Annotated in this window: 16 protein-coding genes; 5 read left to right on the forward strand and 11 right to left on the reverse strand. The window is 72.6% G+C overall.

What is annotated here, in order from left to right:
* The first annotated feature begins 161 nt into the window (after positions 1-161).
* Positions 162-1,616 carry a glycoside hydrolase family 3 protein gene (locus ACZ6RT_RS31755; protein ID WP_470157542.1) on the forward strand — a complete coding sequence of 485 codons (1,455 nt, stop codon included), beginning with the start codon at positions 162-164 and terminating at the stop codon, positions 1,614-1,616.
* Positions 1,617-1,732: 116 nt separating this feature from the next.
* Here ACZ6RT_RS31755 and ACZ6RT_RS31760 read toward each other — a convergent pair whose 3' ends face one another.
* Together ACZ6RT_RS31760 and ACZ6RT_RS31765 are read right to left on the reverse strand one after the other, a co-directional pair.
* On the reverse strand, positions 1,733-2,890 hold the full coding sequence (locus ACZ6RT_RS31760; protein WP_470157543.1) for a condensation domain-containing protein: 1,158 nt from the start codon (positions 2,888-2,890) through the stop codon (positions 1,733-1,735).
* A gap of 214 nt (positions 2,891-3,104) precedes the next feature.
* A complete protein-coding gene (locus ACZ6RT_RS31765) occupies positions 3,105-3,752 on the reverse strand; it encodes an NADPH-dependent F420 reductase (protein ID WP_470157544.1) in 648 nt (215 codons plus the stop codon).
* Between the two features lie 144 nt (positions 3,753-3,896).
* On the opposite strand from ACZ6RT_RS31765, the gene ACZ6RT_RS31770 reads away from it, so the two are divergent.
* On the forward strand, positions 3,897-4,280 hold the full coding sequence (locus ACZ6RT_RS31770) for a winged helix-turn-helix transcriptional regulator (RefSeq protein ID WP_470157545.1): 384 nt from the start codon (positions 3,897-3,899) through the stop codon (positions 4,278-4,280).
* A 21-nt stretch (positions 4,281-4,301) separates the two neighbouring features.
* On the opposite strand, the gene ACZ6RT_RS31775 is transcribed toward ACZ6RT_RS31770, so the two are convergent.
* Entirely contained in the window at positions 4,302-5,480 is a 1,179-nt protein-coding gene (locus ACZ6RT_RS31775; RefSeq protein ID WP_344905164.1) for an ROK family transcriptional regulator, read from the reverse strand.
* A gap of 771 nt (positions 5,481-6,251) precedes the next feature.
* Here ACZ6RT_RS31775 and ACZ6RT_RS31780 point away from each other — a divergent pair.
* Together ACZ6RT_RS31780 and ACZ6RT_RS31785 are read left to right on the forward strand one after the other, a co-directional pair.
* Positions 6,252-6,701 (forward strand): RrF2 family transcriptional regulator, encoded by a 450-nt coding sequence (locus ACZ6RT_RS31780; RefSeq protein WP_344905167.1) that lies wholly within the window; start codon positions 6,252-6,254, stop codon positions 6,699-6,701.
* Positions 6,702-6,746: 45 nt separating this feature from the next.
* On the forward strand, positions 6,747-7,538 hold the full coding sequence (locus tag ACZ6RT_RS31785; RefSeq protein ID WP_399190648.1) for an Fpg/Nei family DNA glycosylase: 792 nt from the start codon (positions 6,747-6,749) through the stop codon (positions 7,536-7,538).
* Here ACZ6RT_RS31785 and ACZ6RT_RS31790 read toward each other — a convergent pair.
* The 6 genes from ACZ6RT_RS31790 to ACZ6RT_RS31815 all read right to left on the reverse strand — a co-directional run bounded on the left by ACZ6RT_RS31790 (position 7,535) and on the right by ACZ6RT_RS31815 (position 14,352).
* Positions 7,535-7,882: a helix-turn-helix domain-containing protein gene (locus tag ACZ6RT_RS31790; protein ID WP_344905173.1), complete on the reverse strand. Its 348-nt coding sequence runs from the start codon at positions 7,880-7,882 to the stop codon at positions 7,535-7,537. The two genes, ACZ6RT_RS31785 and ACZ6RT_RS31790, sit on opposite strands and share 4 nt — an antisense overlap.
* A gap of 204 nt (positions 7,883-8,086) precedes the next feature.
* The gene (locus tag ACZ6RT_RS31795; RefSeq protein WP_470157546.1) at positions 8,087-8,614 is read right to left on the reverse strand and encodes a CinA family protein; all 528 of its coding nucleotides are present in this window, start codon (positions 8,612-8,614) and stop codon (positions 8,087-8,089) included.
* Entirely contained in the window at positions 8,611-9,216 is a 606-nt protein-coding gene (gene pgsA, locus ACZ6RT_RS31800) for a CDP-diacylglycerol--glycerol-3-phosphate 3-phosphatidyltransferase (RefSeq protein WP_399190644.1), read from the reverse strand. Before pgsA ends, ACZ6RT_RS31795 begins: the two co-directional genes overlap by 4 nt.
* Before the next feature lie 25 nt (positions 9,217-9,241).
* Positions 9,242-10,651 carry a 30S ribosomal protein S12 methylthiotransferase RimO gene (gene rimO, locus ACZ6RT_RS31805; protein ID WP_399190642.1) on the reverse strand — a complete coding sequence of 470 codons (1,410 nt, stop codon included), beginning with the start codon at positions 10,649-10,651 and terminating at the stop codon, positions 9,242-9,244.
* 266 nt (positions 10,652-10,917) lie between these two features.
* Positions 10,918-11,676 carry a helix-turn-helix domain-containing protein gene (locus ACZ6RT_RS31810; RefSeq protein ID WP_399190640.1) on the reverse strand — a complete coding sequence of 253 codons (759 nt, stop codon included), beginning with the start codon at positions 11,674-11,676 and terminating at the stop codon, positions 10,918-10,920.
* 81 nt (positions 11,677-11,757) lie between these two features.
* Positions 11,758-14,352: an FtsK/SpoIIIE family DNA translocase gene (locus ACZ6RT_RS31815; RefSeq protein WP_470157547.1), complete on the reverse strand. Its 2,595-nt coding sequence runs from the start codon at positions 14,350-14,352 to the stop codon at positions 11,758-11,760.
* A gap of 221 nt (positions 14,353-14,573) precedes the next feature.
* Between ACZ6RT_RS31815 and ACZ6RT_RS31820 the strand changes: the two genes are divergently transcribed.
* A complete protein-coding gene (locus ACZ6RT_RS31820; RefSeq protein WP_470157548.1) occupies positions 14,574-16,082 on the forward strand; it encodes a sodium:solute symporter family protein in 1,509 nt (502 codons plus the stop codon).
* Between the two features lie 76 nt (positions 16,083-16,158).
* Here the strand turns inward: ACZ6RT_RS31820 and ACZ6RT_RS31825 are convergent, their stop codons facing one another.
* Positions 16,159-16,344: a tautomerase family protein gene (locus tag ACZ6RT_RS31825; protein WP_344905193.1), complete on the reverse strand. Its 186-nt coding sequence runs from the start codon at positions 16,342-16,344 to the stop codon at positions 16,159-16,161.
* 332 nt (positions 16,345-16,676) lie between these two features.
* Positions 16,677-17,325 (reverse strand): IclR family transcriptional regulator (locus ACZ6RT_RS31830; RefSeq protein WP_470157549.1); only part of this gene is annotated, 649 nt, incomplete at its 5' end.

The raw sequence follows: 17,325 nt of genomic DNA on the forward strand, positions 1-17,325 counted from the left end.
CCCCCCCCCCCCCCCCCCCCCCCCCCCCCCCCCCCCCCCCCCCCCCCCCCCCCCCCCCCCCCCCCCCCCCCCCCCCCCCCCCCCCCCCCCCCCGGCCCCACCCCTGCCTGCCACGCACTGTCCGACATCCTCCCCATCACAGGTTAGGAACCCCTACCGCCATGTCTGAGCTCATCGCGGACCGTGGAGACCGAGGGCTGCGCCGCCTGGCGTCCGGCACCCTGCTCGCCGCGTTCCAGGGCACCGAGGCACCCGAGTGGGTCCTGCGGGAGCTGGAGAACGGTCTCGGCGGCGTCACGCTCTTCGGCTTCAACGTCGCCGACGCCGCGCAGCTCTCCGCCCTCACCACCCGCCTGCGTGAGGCCGCCGACCCGGTCGTCTCGCTGGACGAGGAGGGCGGCGACGTCACCAGGCTCGCCTACCACGTGGGCAGCCCGTACCCGGGCAACGCCGCCCTCGGCGCGGTGGACGACGTCGAGCTCACCCGCCGCGTCTACCGGTCCATCGGCGACGACCTGGCGCGCTGCGGCGTCAACCTGGACATGGCCCCGTCCGCGGACGTCAACACCGCCGAGGACAACCCGGTGATCGGCACCCGCTCGTTCGGGGCCGAGACCGCGCTGGTGGCCCGGCACACCGTGGCCGCGGTCGACGGCCTGCAGTCGGCCGGGGTGGCCGCCTGCGTCAAGCACTTCCCCGGCCACGGCGCGACCCGGCAGGACTCCCACCTGGAGGTCCCGCTCGTCGACGCCTCGGTGGACCTGCTGCGCGAGCGAGAGCTCGTCCCCTTCCGCGCCGCGATCGGCGCCGGGACCAGGTCCGTGATGACCGCCCACGTGCGCGTCCCCGCCCTGACCGGCGACCTGCCCGCGACGCTCTCCCCGGCCGCGCTGACCGGCCTGCTGCGCGGCGAGCTGGCCTACGACGGCGTGATCGTCACCGACGCCCTGGACATGCGGGCCGTCACCGACACCTACGGCCTGGCGGGCGGCGCGGTGCTCTCGCTGGCCGCCGGGGCCGACCTGCTCTGCCTCGGCCCGATCCCCGACGAGAACGACGTCCGCCGGATCGTGGACGAGATCGTCGGCGCCGTCCAGGACGGGCGGCTGCCCGTGGCCCGGCTGGAGGCCGCCGCCGAGCGGGTGGCCGCGCTGCGCGCCTGGTTCGGCACGCCGCGCACCGGCGAGGCCGAGCAGGAGGTCATCGGCCTGACCGCCGCCCGCCGCGCGGTCAGCCTCACCGGTTCGGCGTCCCCGCTGGTCGACCCGCTGGTGGTCGAGGTGGACACCCCGCCGACCATCGCGGTGGGTGACGTGCCCTGGGGCTTCACGCCGCTGCTGCCGCAGGCGGAGGTGCTGCGGGTCAAGCCGGAGGCCGCCGACGTGCAGGCCATCCTGGAGCGCGCCTCGGGCCGCTCCCTGGTCGTGGTCGTCAAGGACGCCCACCGCTACGAGACCAGCAAGTCGGTGGTCTCCGCGCTGCTGGCCGCCCGCCCCGACGCCACGGTGGTGGAGATGGGCCTGCCGATCTGGCGTCCCGAGGGCGTCACCTACCTGGCCACCTACGGCGCCGCCCGCGCCAACGCCCAGGCCGCGGCCGAACTCCTCGGCGTCTGAGGCCGCCCTCCCCGCCGGCGTCCCGCTCCCGTCCTCCCCGCGGCGGCGGGACCCGGCCTCCGGGGCCGACGCCCCGGCCGTGCCGGTCACCACCGGTCACCACCTGTCACCGCCGGTCACCCCGGGACGCTCTCCGCGACGGGAGCGGACGTCCGCGTCAGGTCCGCGATCGAGGAGCGGGGCGCGGCCGGGACGGCGCGCAGCAGCGCCCGCAGGTCCCCGGCGATCCCGGAGACGTCCTCACGATCGATCGCCGCGGGGTTGAAGCGCAGTCCCAGGGTGAGACTCCGCCCGGCGTCCACCGCCTGGACGTGCAGCGCGCCGCGGGCGGTCCCGTTGAAGACCGTCCACTCCACCCCCGCCGCCACCCCGGCGAACTCCGGGACCTCCGCCCGCCTGCGGTAGCTGAGCAGCACCGGCGCGCGGGAGGGCTCGGGCGGCGCGTGCCGGAAGCGGTACATGGCCCGCAGCTCGGCCCGGACCGCGCGCACGTGCGCCGGGAACTCCTCCTCCGGCCCGGGATGCGGGACGAACGGCACCCGCGCCGTGAACGGCCCGATGCGCTCGCGCGTCTCCGGAGTACGGGTGCCGAGGTCGAGGGCGAGCGGCGAGGCCGCGGTGCCGTAGTGGCGCAGCAGCGCGCCCAGGGCCGCCAGCAGCAGCTCGAACCTGGTCGCGCCCAGGGCCGCGGCGGCCTCGGTCAGCGCGCCCGACTCCGCGGCGCCGAGCACCATCTCCACGATCTCGCCGGGGCCGGTGCCGTCCGGGACGGCCCGCAGGCCCGGCAGGACGGGCTCGGCGGGCTCGCGGTGGCGTTCCGCCCAGAACGCCTCGGCGTCCCCGGACGCGTCCGTACCGGACGGGACGTCCGCTCGGGAGGGGGCGGGCCGCCGTGCCGGGACCGCGGTGCGGGCCGGGGCGGCCCGCGAGAAGTAGACGTCGGCCAGTTCCCCGAGCAGGACGTCCTTGGAGGCGGCGTCGAACACCGTCGGGTGCGCCACGAAGAGCAGCCGGACGCGCCCGGGTCCCACGGTCACGAGGGTGAACCGGGCGAGCGGGCCGCGGTCCAGGTCGAACGGGCGCGCGACCTCGGCCTCGGCCAGCGCGGGGTAGCGCTCGGGCGCCGTCTCGGTACGGGTGACCCTGACCCGGCCGAGCACCGGATGCAGCCGGCCCACGGCCGCGCACGCGCCCAGCAGCGCCGGGACGTCGACCGGGCCGTTCAGGTGCAGCGCCAGCGGGATCCCCCGCAGGTCGAAGGGGCCGTACGACATCCTGTCCGTCTCCCTCGCAGGCGGCTTCCCCGGGCAGGCGCCGGGGCACGCGACCCCCGGCAAGCAATTATTAGGAAACTTTCTTGTTTATTTTTCACCTCGAATGCTACAGACGCGGAACGCGCGAGACAAGCGACGACGGGTCACCGGGCGATCACGCGACGGCCTTCACCATGCGACCGCCACGCCGAGATCGCGACTGTCGGCGCGGGTGTCACCCGGCCGCTGACGGGACGCGTGGAATCGCGGAGCTGGGGTCGGTACCGGCGAAGGCCAGCCCGATGACGAAACCCGCGACCTCCTCAAGCTGGCGAACGCGATCCAGCGACCCCAGCACCGCCGGGACTCCGCCGACATCACGGACCAGTTCGCCGACAACGCGCAACGCTTCCGGATCGTCACCGCACATCGCCACCGTGACGGGGGGTTCGCCGGTGGCGCGAGGCCTCGTCCACCGATCGGAGGGGAACAGGTGGAAGGCTTTCACGACGTGCGCGCCCGGAGACAGCCTGGCGATCCGCCGGGCCATCGCCTCGCCGGGTCCGGTCAGCACCACACCCACGCCGTGCTCGACGGCGTTCGTCGGGTCGATCAACGCAGTTCCCTCCAGCGAGCCGTCAGCCGCGCCCGCGCTGCACAGCATGTCCTCGGCGCCCTGCCATGACACCGCGAGCAGCACGGCATCGCGATCCGCGACGGTCTGGCGCGGGGTGAGGGCGCGCGCCCTCCTGCCCAGCCGGCCAGCGAGCTCCTGCGCCTTGGCCGGAGATCGCCCGGCGACGGTCAGCTCGTGTCCGGCGCGGGCCCAGCCCTCGCCGAGTGCCGTCGCCAGCATTCCCGTGCCCAGAATTCCGATGCGCATCCGCGTACCCCTCTCGCGCACTCGCGCACTCGCGCACTCGCGTCGAGCGCCGATCGTCCGGTGGCCACGGTAGAGAAGCCGTTACGCACCGATCGGTGCGCAACGAACAGGCGATCATGCTTCGGTGAGAGGAGCGATCAGGACATGGACCGAGACGAGTTCGTGGCGGACTGCCGTGTGCGTGCGGCCACCGATCTGTTCGCCCACACGTGGGATTCCGTGGTCCTGGCGGCTCTTGCCTCCGGGCCGTGCCGACGGCGCGAACTACGCGACGCCATCGGCGGCATCAGTGACAAGGTGCTGACGGACGTGTTGCGTCGCCTGCTCGCGAACGGGCTGATCGACCGCCGCGCACATGCCGAAGCCCCGCCGCGTGTCGAGTACGCCCTGACGGCCTTGGGACAGAGCCTGGTCGACGGCCCGATGAAAGCCCTCGGACGCTGGGCGGCCGAGCACGGCGACGAGCTTCTCGACGCTCAGGAGAGGTCGGCGCGGAACGTCGTCGACACGCGTGCCGACCGGCCATGATCCCGAAGTGTCGCCGGGGTGTCAGGAGGCGAAGATCTCTTCCCTGGCCTGTTCCAGTGCGGCGATGACGGCCCCGCGCAGCACCGGGTTGCCGGTGACCTCGCTGGCCACCACCTGCGGCCTGATCGGGCAGCTGCGCGCCACCGCCTCCTCGATCCTGGAGGTGAGCGCGTCACCCCCGGCCGTGCTGACCTCTCCCGCGAGCACCACGAGGCCGGGGTCGAGCACGACGCAGACCGACGCCACGCCCAGGGCCAGCCGCCCGGCGATCTCGTTGATCAGGGCCTCTCCGCGCTCCCCTGCCGCGACCGCCGCCGCCACGCACTCGGCGGCGCTGTCGCCCTCGAACCCGTACGTCCCGGCGAGCTCGGCCACGGCCTCCGCGCTGACCAGGGACTGCAGGCCCCCCGCGAGCGAGGGCAACCTGCCCGGCACGGCCCGTACGTCCTCGGCCAGCGGCACGCCGGGGACCGGCAGATAGCCGATCTCCCCCGCGCTGCCGGAGCGGCCGCGGTGCAGGCGCCCGCCGAGCACGACGCCGAGGCCGATGCCCCGGCCCACCCACAGGAGCACGAAGTCGTCGGCCTCGCGGGCCGCGCCCAGGGTGCGCTCGGCGATGGCGACGAGGTTCACGTCGTTCTCGATCCTGATGTCGCGCCGCAGGTCACGGGCGAGCGCCTCGTGGATGCCCTCGTGCCAGCCGGGCAGGTCGAAGGAGAACCGCACGTCACCGGTACGGGGGTCGACCACGCCGGGGGTGCCGATGACGACCGAGCGCAGCTTGGACAGCGCCACCTTCGCCGACCGGCAGGCCTTGACCACCGAGCTGTGCACGAGTGCCACCGGGTCGTCGTGCCCGTCCGGCGCGACCCGCACCTCGGCCACGATCTCACCGTGGATATCGGCGATGGCGGTGGTGACGAATTCCGGGCCGACGTCCAGACCCGCCACATAGGCGGAAGAGGAAATGATCCCGTAAAGCGCGGCATTGGGCCCGCGGCCACCCGCCTGTTCCCCGGCGACCTCCACCAGGCCGCGCCCCTCCAGCCGGGCGAGCGTCTGCGACGCCGTCACCTTGGACAGGCCGGTGAGCTCGCCGATCTGCCCCCGCGTCAGGGGACCGGAGGCGAGCAGCAACTCCAGGGCGGCCCTGTCGTTGATCTCCCTCAACAGCCTGGGCACGCCAGGACGTCGCTCCATGTGCATGCTCTCTTGCTCGCCGTTTCCCCGTGTTAATCACATCGGCCCGAGAATAGCTGTCCCATTCATTAATAAGGCTTCCTGTAGTTTAGCCCGGCCGACCCCGGACGCGCCCGCGCCACGCCCGCCCGCCCGCGCCACGCCCGCCCGAGCCCCCATCCAGGCCCCACCCGGGCCCCAGCCGGGCCCCAGCCGGGCCCCACTCGGACCCCGCCCGCGTCCCGGGCCGCTCCACGTCGCGCCGGCCCACCGGGACGACGGTTCCCGGGAATCGGAGGGCCCCGGCGCCGGGCAGGGGAACGGGCCGGTCCCGGGCGACGGGCGGCCGGGGACGGGCGGCGTTCCGGCGGGGGCCCGCGCGTCCCTCGATCGCCCGCCACGGTGTTCCGAACTCCCGACATTCCCGAAATATCCGTAATATCCGCTGCGGAGCGCGGTCCCGGAGGGGGGCGTACCGGCTCCCGCCGGGTGGGTCCCGCCGCGCCGGACCGCCCCGTCGCCGAGGCCGTCACCGACCGGCCGTGCCGCCCGGAGCGCTCCCCCGCGGAACGGCTGACCTGCCCTGTCACCGGCGACGCGCCCCGGGGGACCGCGCGCGGCCCGCCCGTCCGCCCGTCGGAACGGACCGTCGCGAGGGCGCATCGCGCGCGGCCGCGCCGGTGACGGCGCGTCACCGCAGGAACCCGTCGTGACCCAGGGTGACGGGCGGCGCGACGGCTCACGGGGCCCCGCGCGCGTAAGGAACCAATAGCAGGCGGGATAATCGGTTACATGCGCCTATCCGCTCGTGTCGACTATGCCCTCCGTGCCGCCGCCGAACTCGCCGCCGCGGGTGACGGCCCCACCACGGTGGGCGAGCTCGCCAAGGAGCAGGACATGCCCCCGAAGTACCTCGAGAACATCCTGCTCCAGATGCGCCGGGCCGGGCTGGTCCGCGGCCAGCGCGGCCCCGAGGGGGGGTACGTGCTGGCCCGGCCGCCCGCCGAGATCAGCCTCGCCGACGTGATCCGCGCCGTCGACGGCCCGCTGGCCAACGTCCGGGGGGAACGCCCCGAGCACGTCGGCTACCGGGGTCCCGCCGAGTCGCTGCAGCAGGTCTGGATCGCCCTGCGTGCCAGCGAGCGGGCCATCCTTGAGGAGGTCACGCTCGAGAACGTCGCCACCGGGGCCCTGCCCGAGCGGGTCCGCAGCCTGTCCGCCGACCCCGCGGCCTGGGGCTGAGCGTGCCGCGGACGCCGATCCGCCTCCCGGCCCGCGGCGGGGACCGTGCCCGAGGGTGACGTCGTCCACCGCGCCGCCGTGCGGCTCGGCCGGGCGCTCGACGGGAGAATCCTGGTCCGTTCGGACTTCCGCGTGCCGCGGTACGCCACGGCGGACCTGACCGGCCGCACGGTGCTGGAGACCGTCGCGCGCGGCAAGCACCTGCTCACCAGGGTCGAGGGGGATCTGACCGTCCACACCCACCTGCGGATGGAGGGGAGCTGGCAGGTCTCGCCGGCCGGGCGTGGGCTGCCGCGCGGGGACGTGGTCCGTCTGGTGCTGGCCAACGACACCTGGCAGGCGGCGGGGGTGCGGCTGGGCATGGTCGACCTGGTCGCGACCGGGCAGGAGGATCGGCTCGTCGGCCATCTGGGACCGGACCTGCTCGGGGCGGACTGGGACGAGGCCGAGGCGCTGCGACGGCTGGCACGGCGGCCGGAGACGAGCATCGGGGTCGCGCTGCTCGATCAGCGCAACCTCGCGGGGATCGGCACCATCTACCGCGCCGAGACGCTCTTCCTGGCCGGGGTGTCGCCCTGGCGGCCGGTGGGGGCGGTCGAGGATCTGGGAGCGATCGTGTCGCTCGCGCGGAGGCTGATGGACGGCAACAGGGATCGCCCGGACAGGACGACCACCGGCGACTCCCGTCCGGGACGGGGCACCTGGGTCTACGGCAGGGCCGGACGGCCGTGCCTACGCTGCGGGCATCGAATCAGTCGTGGGGAGATGGGGGCGGAGCCGCAGGAGCGGCTCATCGTCTGGTGTCGTCACTGCCAGCCGGAACGGCCGACCGGCTAGGCGGCGACCATGTCGTTGACCTCGGGGAAAACGGACTCGGGCACGGTCTCGGGAATCGGCAGACGCTCCCGCTCGGGGACATCGCCCGCCAGCACCGGAGCGTGCTGAAGCTCGGCCAATGCGAACTGGTCGGAAACCTCACGGAGCACCTGTGAAAGCGGCACGCCCAAGGCACCGCAGATCGACGCGAGCAGCTCCGACGAGGCCTCCTTCTGGCCACGCTCCACCTCGGACAGATAGCCGAGAGAAACACGAGCCAATGTGGACACCTCACGAAGGGTGCGACTCTGCCGCACCCTCAGCCGCCGCAGCACGTCACCGAGCAGCTGACGCAGCAGGACCATCTGTCGCTCCCTCCCCGGCGCGGATGTCTTCACGACACTCCGCGCAATCGGTTCGTGCCGCCCGTTCTTCGAACGCGACCCTTGGTACATACTCCTCGCCGTCATCGCTTGACCTTTACCTCACTCACGGTTCCACCGTACCTGTATCAACCGATGCCGCGGCAGACCAAGCGGAGCATGTTCGCTGGGGACGTAACGCGGTAATCACCCGGAATGTTCCCCCACGTTCGCCTCCAGCACACCTCTGAGAAGGTCCACAGCCTCATTCACCGTCGCCTCCCGGATACGCTCGCGCGTCCCGGTCGGTCGTGGATCCCGATGCCATACCCGCCCATCGGGACCGCTAACGGCCAGGTGGACGGTACCGGGAGCTTTGCCGTCCTGCGGGTCGGGACCGGCCACCCCGGTGGCGGCCAGGCCGTACGTGGAGCCGGTCAGCAGGCGCACCCCCTGCGCCATGGCGGCGGCGACGTGCGGATGCACGGCCCCCTCGCGCTCCAGGAGATCGGCGGGGACGCCCAGCAGGCGGTGCTTGAGTTCGGTGGCGTAGGAGACGACCCCGCCCACGAAGGCCGCGGAGGCCCCGGGCGGGGCGGTGAGGGCCGCGCCGATCAGCCCGGCGGTCAGCGACTCGGCCACCGCCACCGTCTCTCTCCGGCGGACGAGCAGGGAGATCACCGCGGTGCTCGCGAGCAGGCGCCCGCCCACCCGGTCCTCGCCCACGCCGCTCATACGGCCCTCGCCCGTTTCGCGACCTGGCGAAGCTTGATCGCCCGGATCACGTAGTCGACGCCGGTGACCACGGTGACCAGGGCCGCCGCGCCCATCACGACCCAGCGGACCGGCCCGGGCACCCCGGGCCAGATGTAGCAGACGATCGCGCCGATCTGCAGGACGGTCTTGACCTTCCCGCCGTAGCTGGCCGGGATGACGCCGTGCCGGATGACCGCGAACCTCAGCGCGGTGACCCCCAGCTCCCGGCCCAGGATCACCACGGTGACCCACCAGGGCAGCTCCCCCAGCACCGACAGGCCGATCAGCGCGGCACCGATGAGCGCCTTGTCGGCGATCGGGTCGGCGATCTTCCCGAAGTCGGTGATCAGCCCGTAGCGGCGGGCCAGCTCACCGTCGAGCAGGTCGGTGAACGAGGCAACCACGAAGACCACCAGCGCGGCGGCCCGCCAGCCCGATCCGGGCAGGAACAGGCAGGCCACGAAGAACGGGACCAACGCCAGCCGTATCACCGTCACGACGTTGGCGATGTTCCACGCGCTCACCGGGGGGCGCGCGGACGCCGCGGTCGAATCGGTGCCGGTCTCTGGCGTGTTGGTCATACGCCCTCCCGGCCCGGCGGCACGCTCACGAGGCCGCCTTGATACGGGCGATCAGGTCGACCCCCTCCGAGTCGACCACGACCGCCCGGACGATCTGCCCGGGCACCAGCCCGATGCCCTGGACCGTCACCGAGCCGTCCACCTCGGGCCCCTGGTGCGCGGCACGGCCCTCGTAGCCGCCGTCGCCGAGGTCCTCCTCGATCAGGACGTCGACCTCGGTGCCGATCCGCTCCTCGGCCCGCTGGGCCATCAGCTCCTCGGCCAGCTCGGTGAGGGCGGAGACGCGGGCGTCCACGACCTCCTGGTCGAGCTTGCCCGGCAGCGAGGCCGCCTCGGTGCCGTCCTCGTCGGAGTAGCCGAAGACGCCGATGACGTCGAGCCTGGCCTCCTGCAGGAAACCGGTCAGGTCGGCGAACTCCTGCTCGGTCTCGCCCGGGAAGCCCACGATGAAGTTGGACCGCACCCCCGCCTCGGGGGCGAGGCGGCGGATCGACGCCAGCAGGTCGAGGAAGCGCGCGGGGTCGCCGAAGCGCCGCATCCGGCGCAGCACCGGGCCGGACGCGTGCTGGAAGGACAGGTCGAAGTAGGGGGCGACGCCCTCGGTGGAGGAGATGATCTCCAGCAGCCCCGGGCGGAGCTCGGCGGGCTGCAGGTAGCTGACCCGGACCCGCTCGATCCCGTCGATCGCGGCCAGGGAGGGCAGCAGCTTCTCCAACGCCCGCAGGTCCCCCAGGTCCTTGCCGTAGGAGGTGGAGTTCTCGCTGACCAGGACCAGCTCCTTGACGCCCTCCCCGGCCAGCCAGGCGGCCTCGCCCAGCAGCTCCTCGGCGCCGCGCGAGACGTACGCCCCGCGGAAGGCCGGGATGGCGCAGAACGTGCAGCGCCGGTCGCAGCCGGAGGCCAGCTTCAGCGAGGCCACCGGCCCGTCGCCCAGACGCTTGCGGAGCGGCCGGGGACCGCTGGCGGGGGCGACACCCCGGGGCAGCTCGCCGTGGCCGGGAATGGCGGTCCTGGGGGCCGCGGCACGGTCCACGGGCGAGATGGGCAGCAGGGTCCTGCGGTCGCGCGGCGTGTGCGGGACGAGCGGCCTGCCCGCCAGCACGTCGTCCAGGCGCGCGCCGATCTCGGTGTAGTCGTCGAAGGAGACCACGGCCGAGGCCTCGGGCAGCGCGTCGGCGAGCTGGTCCCCGTAGCGTTCCGCCATGCAGCCAGCGGCGACCACCTTGGCCCCGGAGTCGGCCGCGGCGAGCAGCGTGTCGATGGAGTCCTTTTTCGCTGAGTCGATGAAGCCGCACGTGTTGACGACGACGACGTCGGGCTCGTCGTCGTCCAGCTGCCAGCCGGCAGCCTCAAGACGAGCGGCGAGCTCCTCGGAGTCGACCTCGTTGCGGGCGCAGCCAAGTGTGATCAGCGATGCGGTTCGGCGGGATGACATGGTGAACACTACGGTATCGGGAGTTGGCCACCACCCGATGCACCTCCCCCCATTCCGGCACCGCCGCACAGGTCGGCGCGGCCGCCCGGCCCCGCCGGTGGACCCGTCCCCCGGGTGCCCTCGCGGCCCCGGCCGTCGCGAACCGGGGCCGGTCCCGCCGCCGGGGCCGTCACGTTCCCACCGCTCCCGGCGCCGTCACCGGCCGTCGCGCACCGGGACCGGCCCCGGGGACGGGGCCGGTGCGCGGCGGGCGCGGGCCGGGTGGGCTAGCGCCGGTTCGCGGCGGGCGCGGCGAAGGACCGGTCGACGGTCTGCCCCCGCTTGCCCGGGGTGCCCATGGTCTTGCCGTTCACCTTCAGCGAGACGGCCCCGGCGTCGTCGAAGACGACCCTCACCCTGTCCTTGGCCTTCCAGGTCGAGGTCTTCCCGGCCTTGAGCGTCCCGGAGAAGATCTTCCGGCCGGCCGCGTCCTCCACGTCGAGCCAGCAGGTGCGCTTGGCCTTCACCTGCAGGACGACCGTGTCGCTCCGCTTCTCCTTCGCCAGCGACGCGGCCCGGCGCGGCGAGCCCGGCGCCGCGGCGGACGGCGGCGGGGCCGAGGCGGCCGGCACCGGGGCGGAGCGGACGTCCGCGATCGGGGTGTCGCCCCCCTCCATGGTGCGCACCACGCCGAAGATCACCACGACGCCCAGGGCCAGGGCCATGGCCGTCGTCCAGTTCGGCGAGCGGCGCTCGCGGATCTTCAGCGGCATGTCGGCCTGGAAGACCGTGGAGGCCCTTACCGGGAGCGCCACGCCCCCGTGCTGCTCGTCGTAGCGGTGCACCACCGCCTCCGGGTCGAGCCCGACGACCTTGGCGATGTTCCTGATATGGCCCCGCGCGTAGAAGTCACCTCCGCACTGGGAGAAGTCGTTCCGCTCGATCGCCTGGATCAGCACCTCGCGGATCCGTGTCCGCGCGCTCAACTGCCCGACGGTCATCCCCATGGACCGCCGTGCATCCGCCAGATCGCTGCCAATGCCCATGGCGCACGCCCCCCGCCCCCCGACGCTGCGTAGTGACCTCCATTCAACCAGTAACCGGGGAGAACGCCACGGGCAGGGGGGTCATTGTCCGCGCAGGTCCGCCAGCAGGCCGGGGAGTTCGTCGGGTTTGACCATGACCTCCCGCGCCTTGGAGCCCTCGCTCGGCCCGACCACGTTCCTGCTCTCCAGCAGGTCCATCAGCCGGCCCGCCTTGGCGAAGCCCACCCGGAGCTTGCGCTGGAGCATCGAGGTCGAGCCGAACTGGGTGGTCACGATCAGCTCGGCCGCCTGGACCAGCAGGTCGAGGTCGTCGCCGATGTCCTCGTCGATCTCCTTCTTGGCCGCGGTCGAGGCGGCCACGTCCTCGCGGTACTCGACCGCCATCTGGGCCTTGCAGTGCCCGACGATCTCGCCGATCTCCTTCTCGGAGACGAAGGCGTTCTGCAGCCGCATGGGCTTGCTGGCGCCCATCGGCAGGAAGAGGGAGTCTCCCTGGCCGACCAGCTTCTCGGCGCCCGGCTGGTCCAGGATGACCCGGGAGTCGGCCAGCGAGGAGGTGGCGAACGCCAGCCGGGAGGGCACGTTGGCCTTGATCAGGCCGGTGACCACGTCCACGCTGGGCCGCTGGGTGGCGATGACCAGGTGGATGCCGGCGGCGCGGGCCAGCTGGGTGATGCGGACGATGGAGTCCTCGACGTCGCGCGGGGCGACCATCATCAGGTCGGCGAGCTCGTCGACGATGACCAGCAGGTACGGGTAGGGCTGGTAGACGCGCTCGCTGCCCGGCGGCGGCACCAGCTTGCCGGTGCGCACCGCCTTGTTGAAGTCGTCGACGTGCCGGAAGCCGCTGGCCGCCAGGTCGTCGTAGCGGCGGTCCATCTCGCCGACGACCCACTCCAGCGCCTCGGCGGCCTTCTTGGGGTTGGTGATGATCGGCGTGATGAGGTGGGGGATGCCCTCGTACACGCTGAGCTCGACGCGTTTGGGGTCGACCAGGACCATGCGCACCTCGTCGGGCGTGGCGCGCATCAGGATCGAGGTGATCAGGCCGTTGACGCAGACCGACTTTCCGGCGCCGGTGGCGCCCGCGATGAGCAGGTGCGGCATCTTGGCGAGGTTGGCCACTATCGTGCGCCCCTCGACGTCCTTGCCGAGCCCGACGATCATCGGGTGGTGGTCGGCCTGGGCGACCGGGGAGCGCAGGATGTCGCCGAGCGAGACGAGGTCCTTGTCGGTGTTGGGGATCTCCACCCCGATCGCGGACTTGCCGGGGATCGGGGACAGGATCCGCACGTCGGCCGACTTGACGGCGTAGGCGATGTTCTTGGTGAGCGCGGTGACCTTCTCGACCTTGACCGCCGGGCCGAGCTCGATCTCGTAGCGCGTCACCGTCGGCCCCCGGGTGAAGCCGATCACCTGGGCGTCGATCGCGAACTGCTCCATCACGCTGGTCAGCGCGTTGACCACGATGGTGTTGGCCTTGGTCTGCGGCTTGGGCGCGGTGCCGGGACGCAGCAGCTGCGACTCGGGCAGCGTGTACGGCCCGGCCTGCGGGGACAGCACGAGCTGCTCGACCTTGCGCGGCGCCGGGGTCGGCTCGGGCGGCTCGACCCTGACCAGCGGGTTCTCGGCCTCGGGCGGACCGGCCTCCTCGGCCAGGCCGGGCACGATCTCCGGGGAGTGCCCCGGCCTGCCCGGCGTCTCGGCGATCACGGGCGTGTCGTAGGGCTTGACGTGGTCCCCGGGGGCCCCGGGCGCCCCGGGCTCCGCGGCCTCCCCCGGCCCGCCGCCCCCGGCCGCGGACCTCTTGCGCGTGGCCGGGCGCTTGCCGGACACCCTCGGCATCGGGGGCAGGTCGCGGTGGAAGAGCATGTGCCGGATCTCCGACAGCCGTTCCGGGACCCGGTGCACCGGCGTGGCGGTGATCACCAGCACGCCGAAGCCCGACAGGATCAGCAGCAGCGGCACGGTGATGAAGGCGGGCAGGATGCTCGCCGGGGGCGCCGAGACGATGAAGCCGACCATGCCCCCGGCGGCCGACACCTTGTCCATGCCGTCCGTGCCGCCCCCCGAGGGGTACGGCGTGTCGTGGACGAGGTGCACGATGCCGAGCACGCCGACGGTGAGCGCCGACCAGCCGATGATCATCCGGCCGGTGTCGGCGTTCTGGTCGGGGTGGCGCATCAGCCGCCAGGCGAGCAGCACCAGCAGGATCGGGATCAGCCAGGCCAGGGACCCGAAGATCCCGCGCATGACCCCGTCGACCACGGTGGAGACCGTCCCGGTGCTCAGCCGCCAGGTCATGGAGGCCAGCACGATCGCCCCGGAGAACACGGCCAGGCCGAGGCCGTCGCGGCGGTGGACGGGGTCGAGCTCGCGCGCGTTCTGCCCCAGGGCCCGCGCCGCGCCGCCGATGCCGCCGGCCACCAGCATCCAGACGCCCATGAACAGCCTGCCGACCAGAGTGAGGACCCAGCTGATCGGATCGTGCCGCGGCGAGGGGGGACGGGACGCGGAACCGCGGGACGCCGTGCTCCGGGTCGGTGCCGCACTCCTCCTCCGGGTCGCGGGCCCCCGCCTGGCGGAGGTCGTACGGGACGAGGAGGCGCCCGAACGGCCGGAGGATCCTCTGCCGGAGGGCTTTCCTGAGGCGCCTTTAGACGTACGGGTGGCCATGTTAGGGAGGTTAACGAGACGGGTGGTGAATTGCGCGACGACGCGCCGGAAGCCGCGGGAGGCGGCCTCGCCCGTCACAGAACCGGTTGATACCCCGTGAACAGCGGCTAATCACGCATAACATGACAATCACCCCATGGAAAGCGCCATCCATTCTATGTATTGACATTACGTTTCATGTAGTAGAACCTCCTCACCAATAGGGCGTTGGGAGGAGACATATGTCCGCACTCGACTGGTCCGTTCTGGGCGCGTACTTCCTTGTCATGATCGCCATCGGCGTGTGGTCGAAGAAGCGCATCAGGAACGTGGCCGACTTCTTCACCGCCGGGGGACGTATCCCCTGGTGGCTGTCAGGCATCTCGCACCACATGTCGGGCTACAGCGCGATCATGTTCGTGGCGTTCGCGGCCGTCGCGTACAACTACGGGCTCGCCATGTACGTCTGGTGGGCGCTGACGATCGGCATCGGCGTCGGCATCGGCGCCTTCGTCTGGGCGGCCCGGTGGAACCGGCTCCGCTCCAAGCACGGCGTGGTCTCCCCCCTGGAGTACCTCGCGCGGCGCTACAACCTGCCCACCCAGCAGGTGCTGGCCTACAGCGGCGCGCTACTGAAGGTGGTGGACATCGCGGCCAAGTGGGTGGCGATCGCCATCCTGCTCAAGGGCTTCGCCGGCATCCCCATCCTGTGGGGCATCCTGATCACCGGGGCCGTCACGCTGATCTACATCACCGCGGGCGGCCTGTGGGCGGACGTGCTCACCGACTTCGGGCAGTTCGTCATCCAGGGCGTGGCGGGCATCGCCATGTTCGTCGCGATCATGGCCCACCTGGACGGCGTCGCCACCCTGTGGACCATGTGGGACAAGCTGCCGCCGGGCCACGGCGACCCCTTCTCCGGGCCGTACACCACGACGTTCTTCCTCGCCCTGCTCTTCATCAAGACCTTCGAGTACAACGGCGGCATGTGGAACCTGGCCCAGCGCTACATGGCCTCCCCCTCGGGCTCGGCCGCCAAGCGCTCGGCCCTGCTGTCCAGCGCGCTGTGGCTGGTCTGGCCGCTGATCCTGTTCATCCCGATGTTCGCCGCCCCGCTCATCGTGCCGGGCCTGGCCAACGCCGAGGAGGCCTACGTACGGCTGGCGCAGACCCTGCTGCCGCAGGGCGTGATCGGCCTGGTCCTCGCCGGCTTCTTCTCGCACACCATGGCCATGGTGGCCTCCGACGCCAACGTGATCTCCTCGGTCATCACCAGGGACATCGCCCCGGTGCTGGTCCGCAAGGTACGCGACCTGTCGGCGCGCGCCGAGCTGACCTTCGCCCGGGTGACCACGTTCACCTTCGTGCTGATCAGCATGGCGATCGCGATCTCCACCGAGGGACAGGGCGTGGTGCTGAAGATCGTCGTCGACCTGGTCGCGGCGACGATGGGACCGATCTCCATCCCGCTGATGCTGGGCATGCTGCCCTGGTTCCGCAGGAGCGGGCCGACCGCCGCCATCGTCTCCTGGGCCGCGGGCCTGAGCGTCTGGGCGTACATCAAGTGGATCATCGAGTCCAAGGACACCGCGATGGTGGTGGGAGTGCCCCTGGTGACCTCGCTGGTGCTGTACGTGGCGATCGGGCTGCTCAAGCCGGAGAACCGCGAGGACCGCGACGCGCTGGTCGACTCCCTGTCCACCGACCCCGAGCCGGATCAGGAGCAGGAGCGGGCCCGCGCGGCCGGCTGACCGACCGGCGGACCCGGAACCCTCCCCGGGCGTGACGGACCTGAGGTCCGCCGCGCCCGGGGATCGGGCCGTCCGGCTATTTGTCGGACTCCAGGACGCCGGCGTTGGCCACGTCGGACTTCTCGATCTCGGTGAAGACGATGCGGACCGCCTCCCTGCGGGCCTTCAGGATGTCCACGGCCGCCTCGGTCAGCGCGGCCACGAACTCGCGACGCTGGTCGAGGGTCCGGCCGGACAGGAGTTCCACGGTGATGTTCGGCATGCCGATCTCCCACGGTCGATAGGATGTTGCACTACATGACATCACATCCCACTACATGGGACAAGCCGAGGGCATGGCCCACCCTCGGCCGGCCGGGTGAGCGGGAACGGGCAGGAGCCGACGGGCACGACGGGAACCGGCACGGACGCTCCACGGCCCGGGACCCCGGAAAGGGACCACGGGGCCCCGGGGCGGCCCCTGGAGCCCTTCCGGGTGGCCCGGGACCCCGGGGACGGGCCCGCGCCGCGCCAGAAGACGGGCCGAGCCCCTGAAGACGGACCCGGGATCCCGACCGGGTGAAGCGGGCCCCCGGAGGACCGGCGGGGATCGATTCAGCCGTTGAAGGCGGGCGAGGCCGGGGCCCCCAGGGCCGCGGAGACGTCGCGGGCCGCCGAGACCACGTCGGGCGCGAACCGCTCGACGTCGGCCATGCTCACGTCCATCGCCAGGGCCGAGATGGAGATGCCGCCGAGCACCTGGCCGGTGTGGTCGAAGACCGGGGCGCCGACGCACAGGATGCCGGGCAGGTTCTCCTCGTCGTCGACCGAGTAGCCGCGGGAGCGCACCAGCTCCAGGTCGGCGAGCAGGGCCTCGGGTGTCGCCAGCGTCTTGGCGGTCGCGACCGGCATCCCGGCGCGGGCGCAGATCGCGCGGACCTCGTCGGCGCTCAGCTGGGCCAGCACCGCCTTGCCGATCGCGGTGCAGTGCAGGCGCAGGCTCATCCCGATGCGCGAGGGCATCTGGTAGGGCCGCCGCCCCTCCAGCTTGTCGACGTACACCGCCTCGTCCCCGCTGCGAATCGCGAAGTGCGTGGTGTAGCCGATCCGCTCGTGCAGCGCGTTGAGCGCGCCGGAGGCCTGGGGGGGGGGGGGGGGGGGGGGGGGGGGGGGGGGGGGGAGGGGGGGGGGGGGGGGGGGGGGGGGGGTGGGCTCCTGTTCCTCTCTCCTTTGCGAACCCCCCCCCCACCCCCCACCGCAGAAG

The organism is Streptosporangium sp. NPDC050148, from assembly GCF_055586505.1.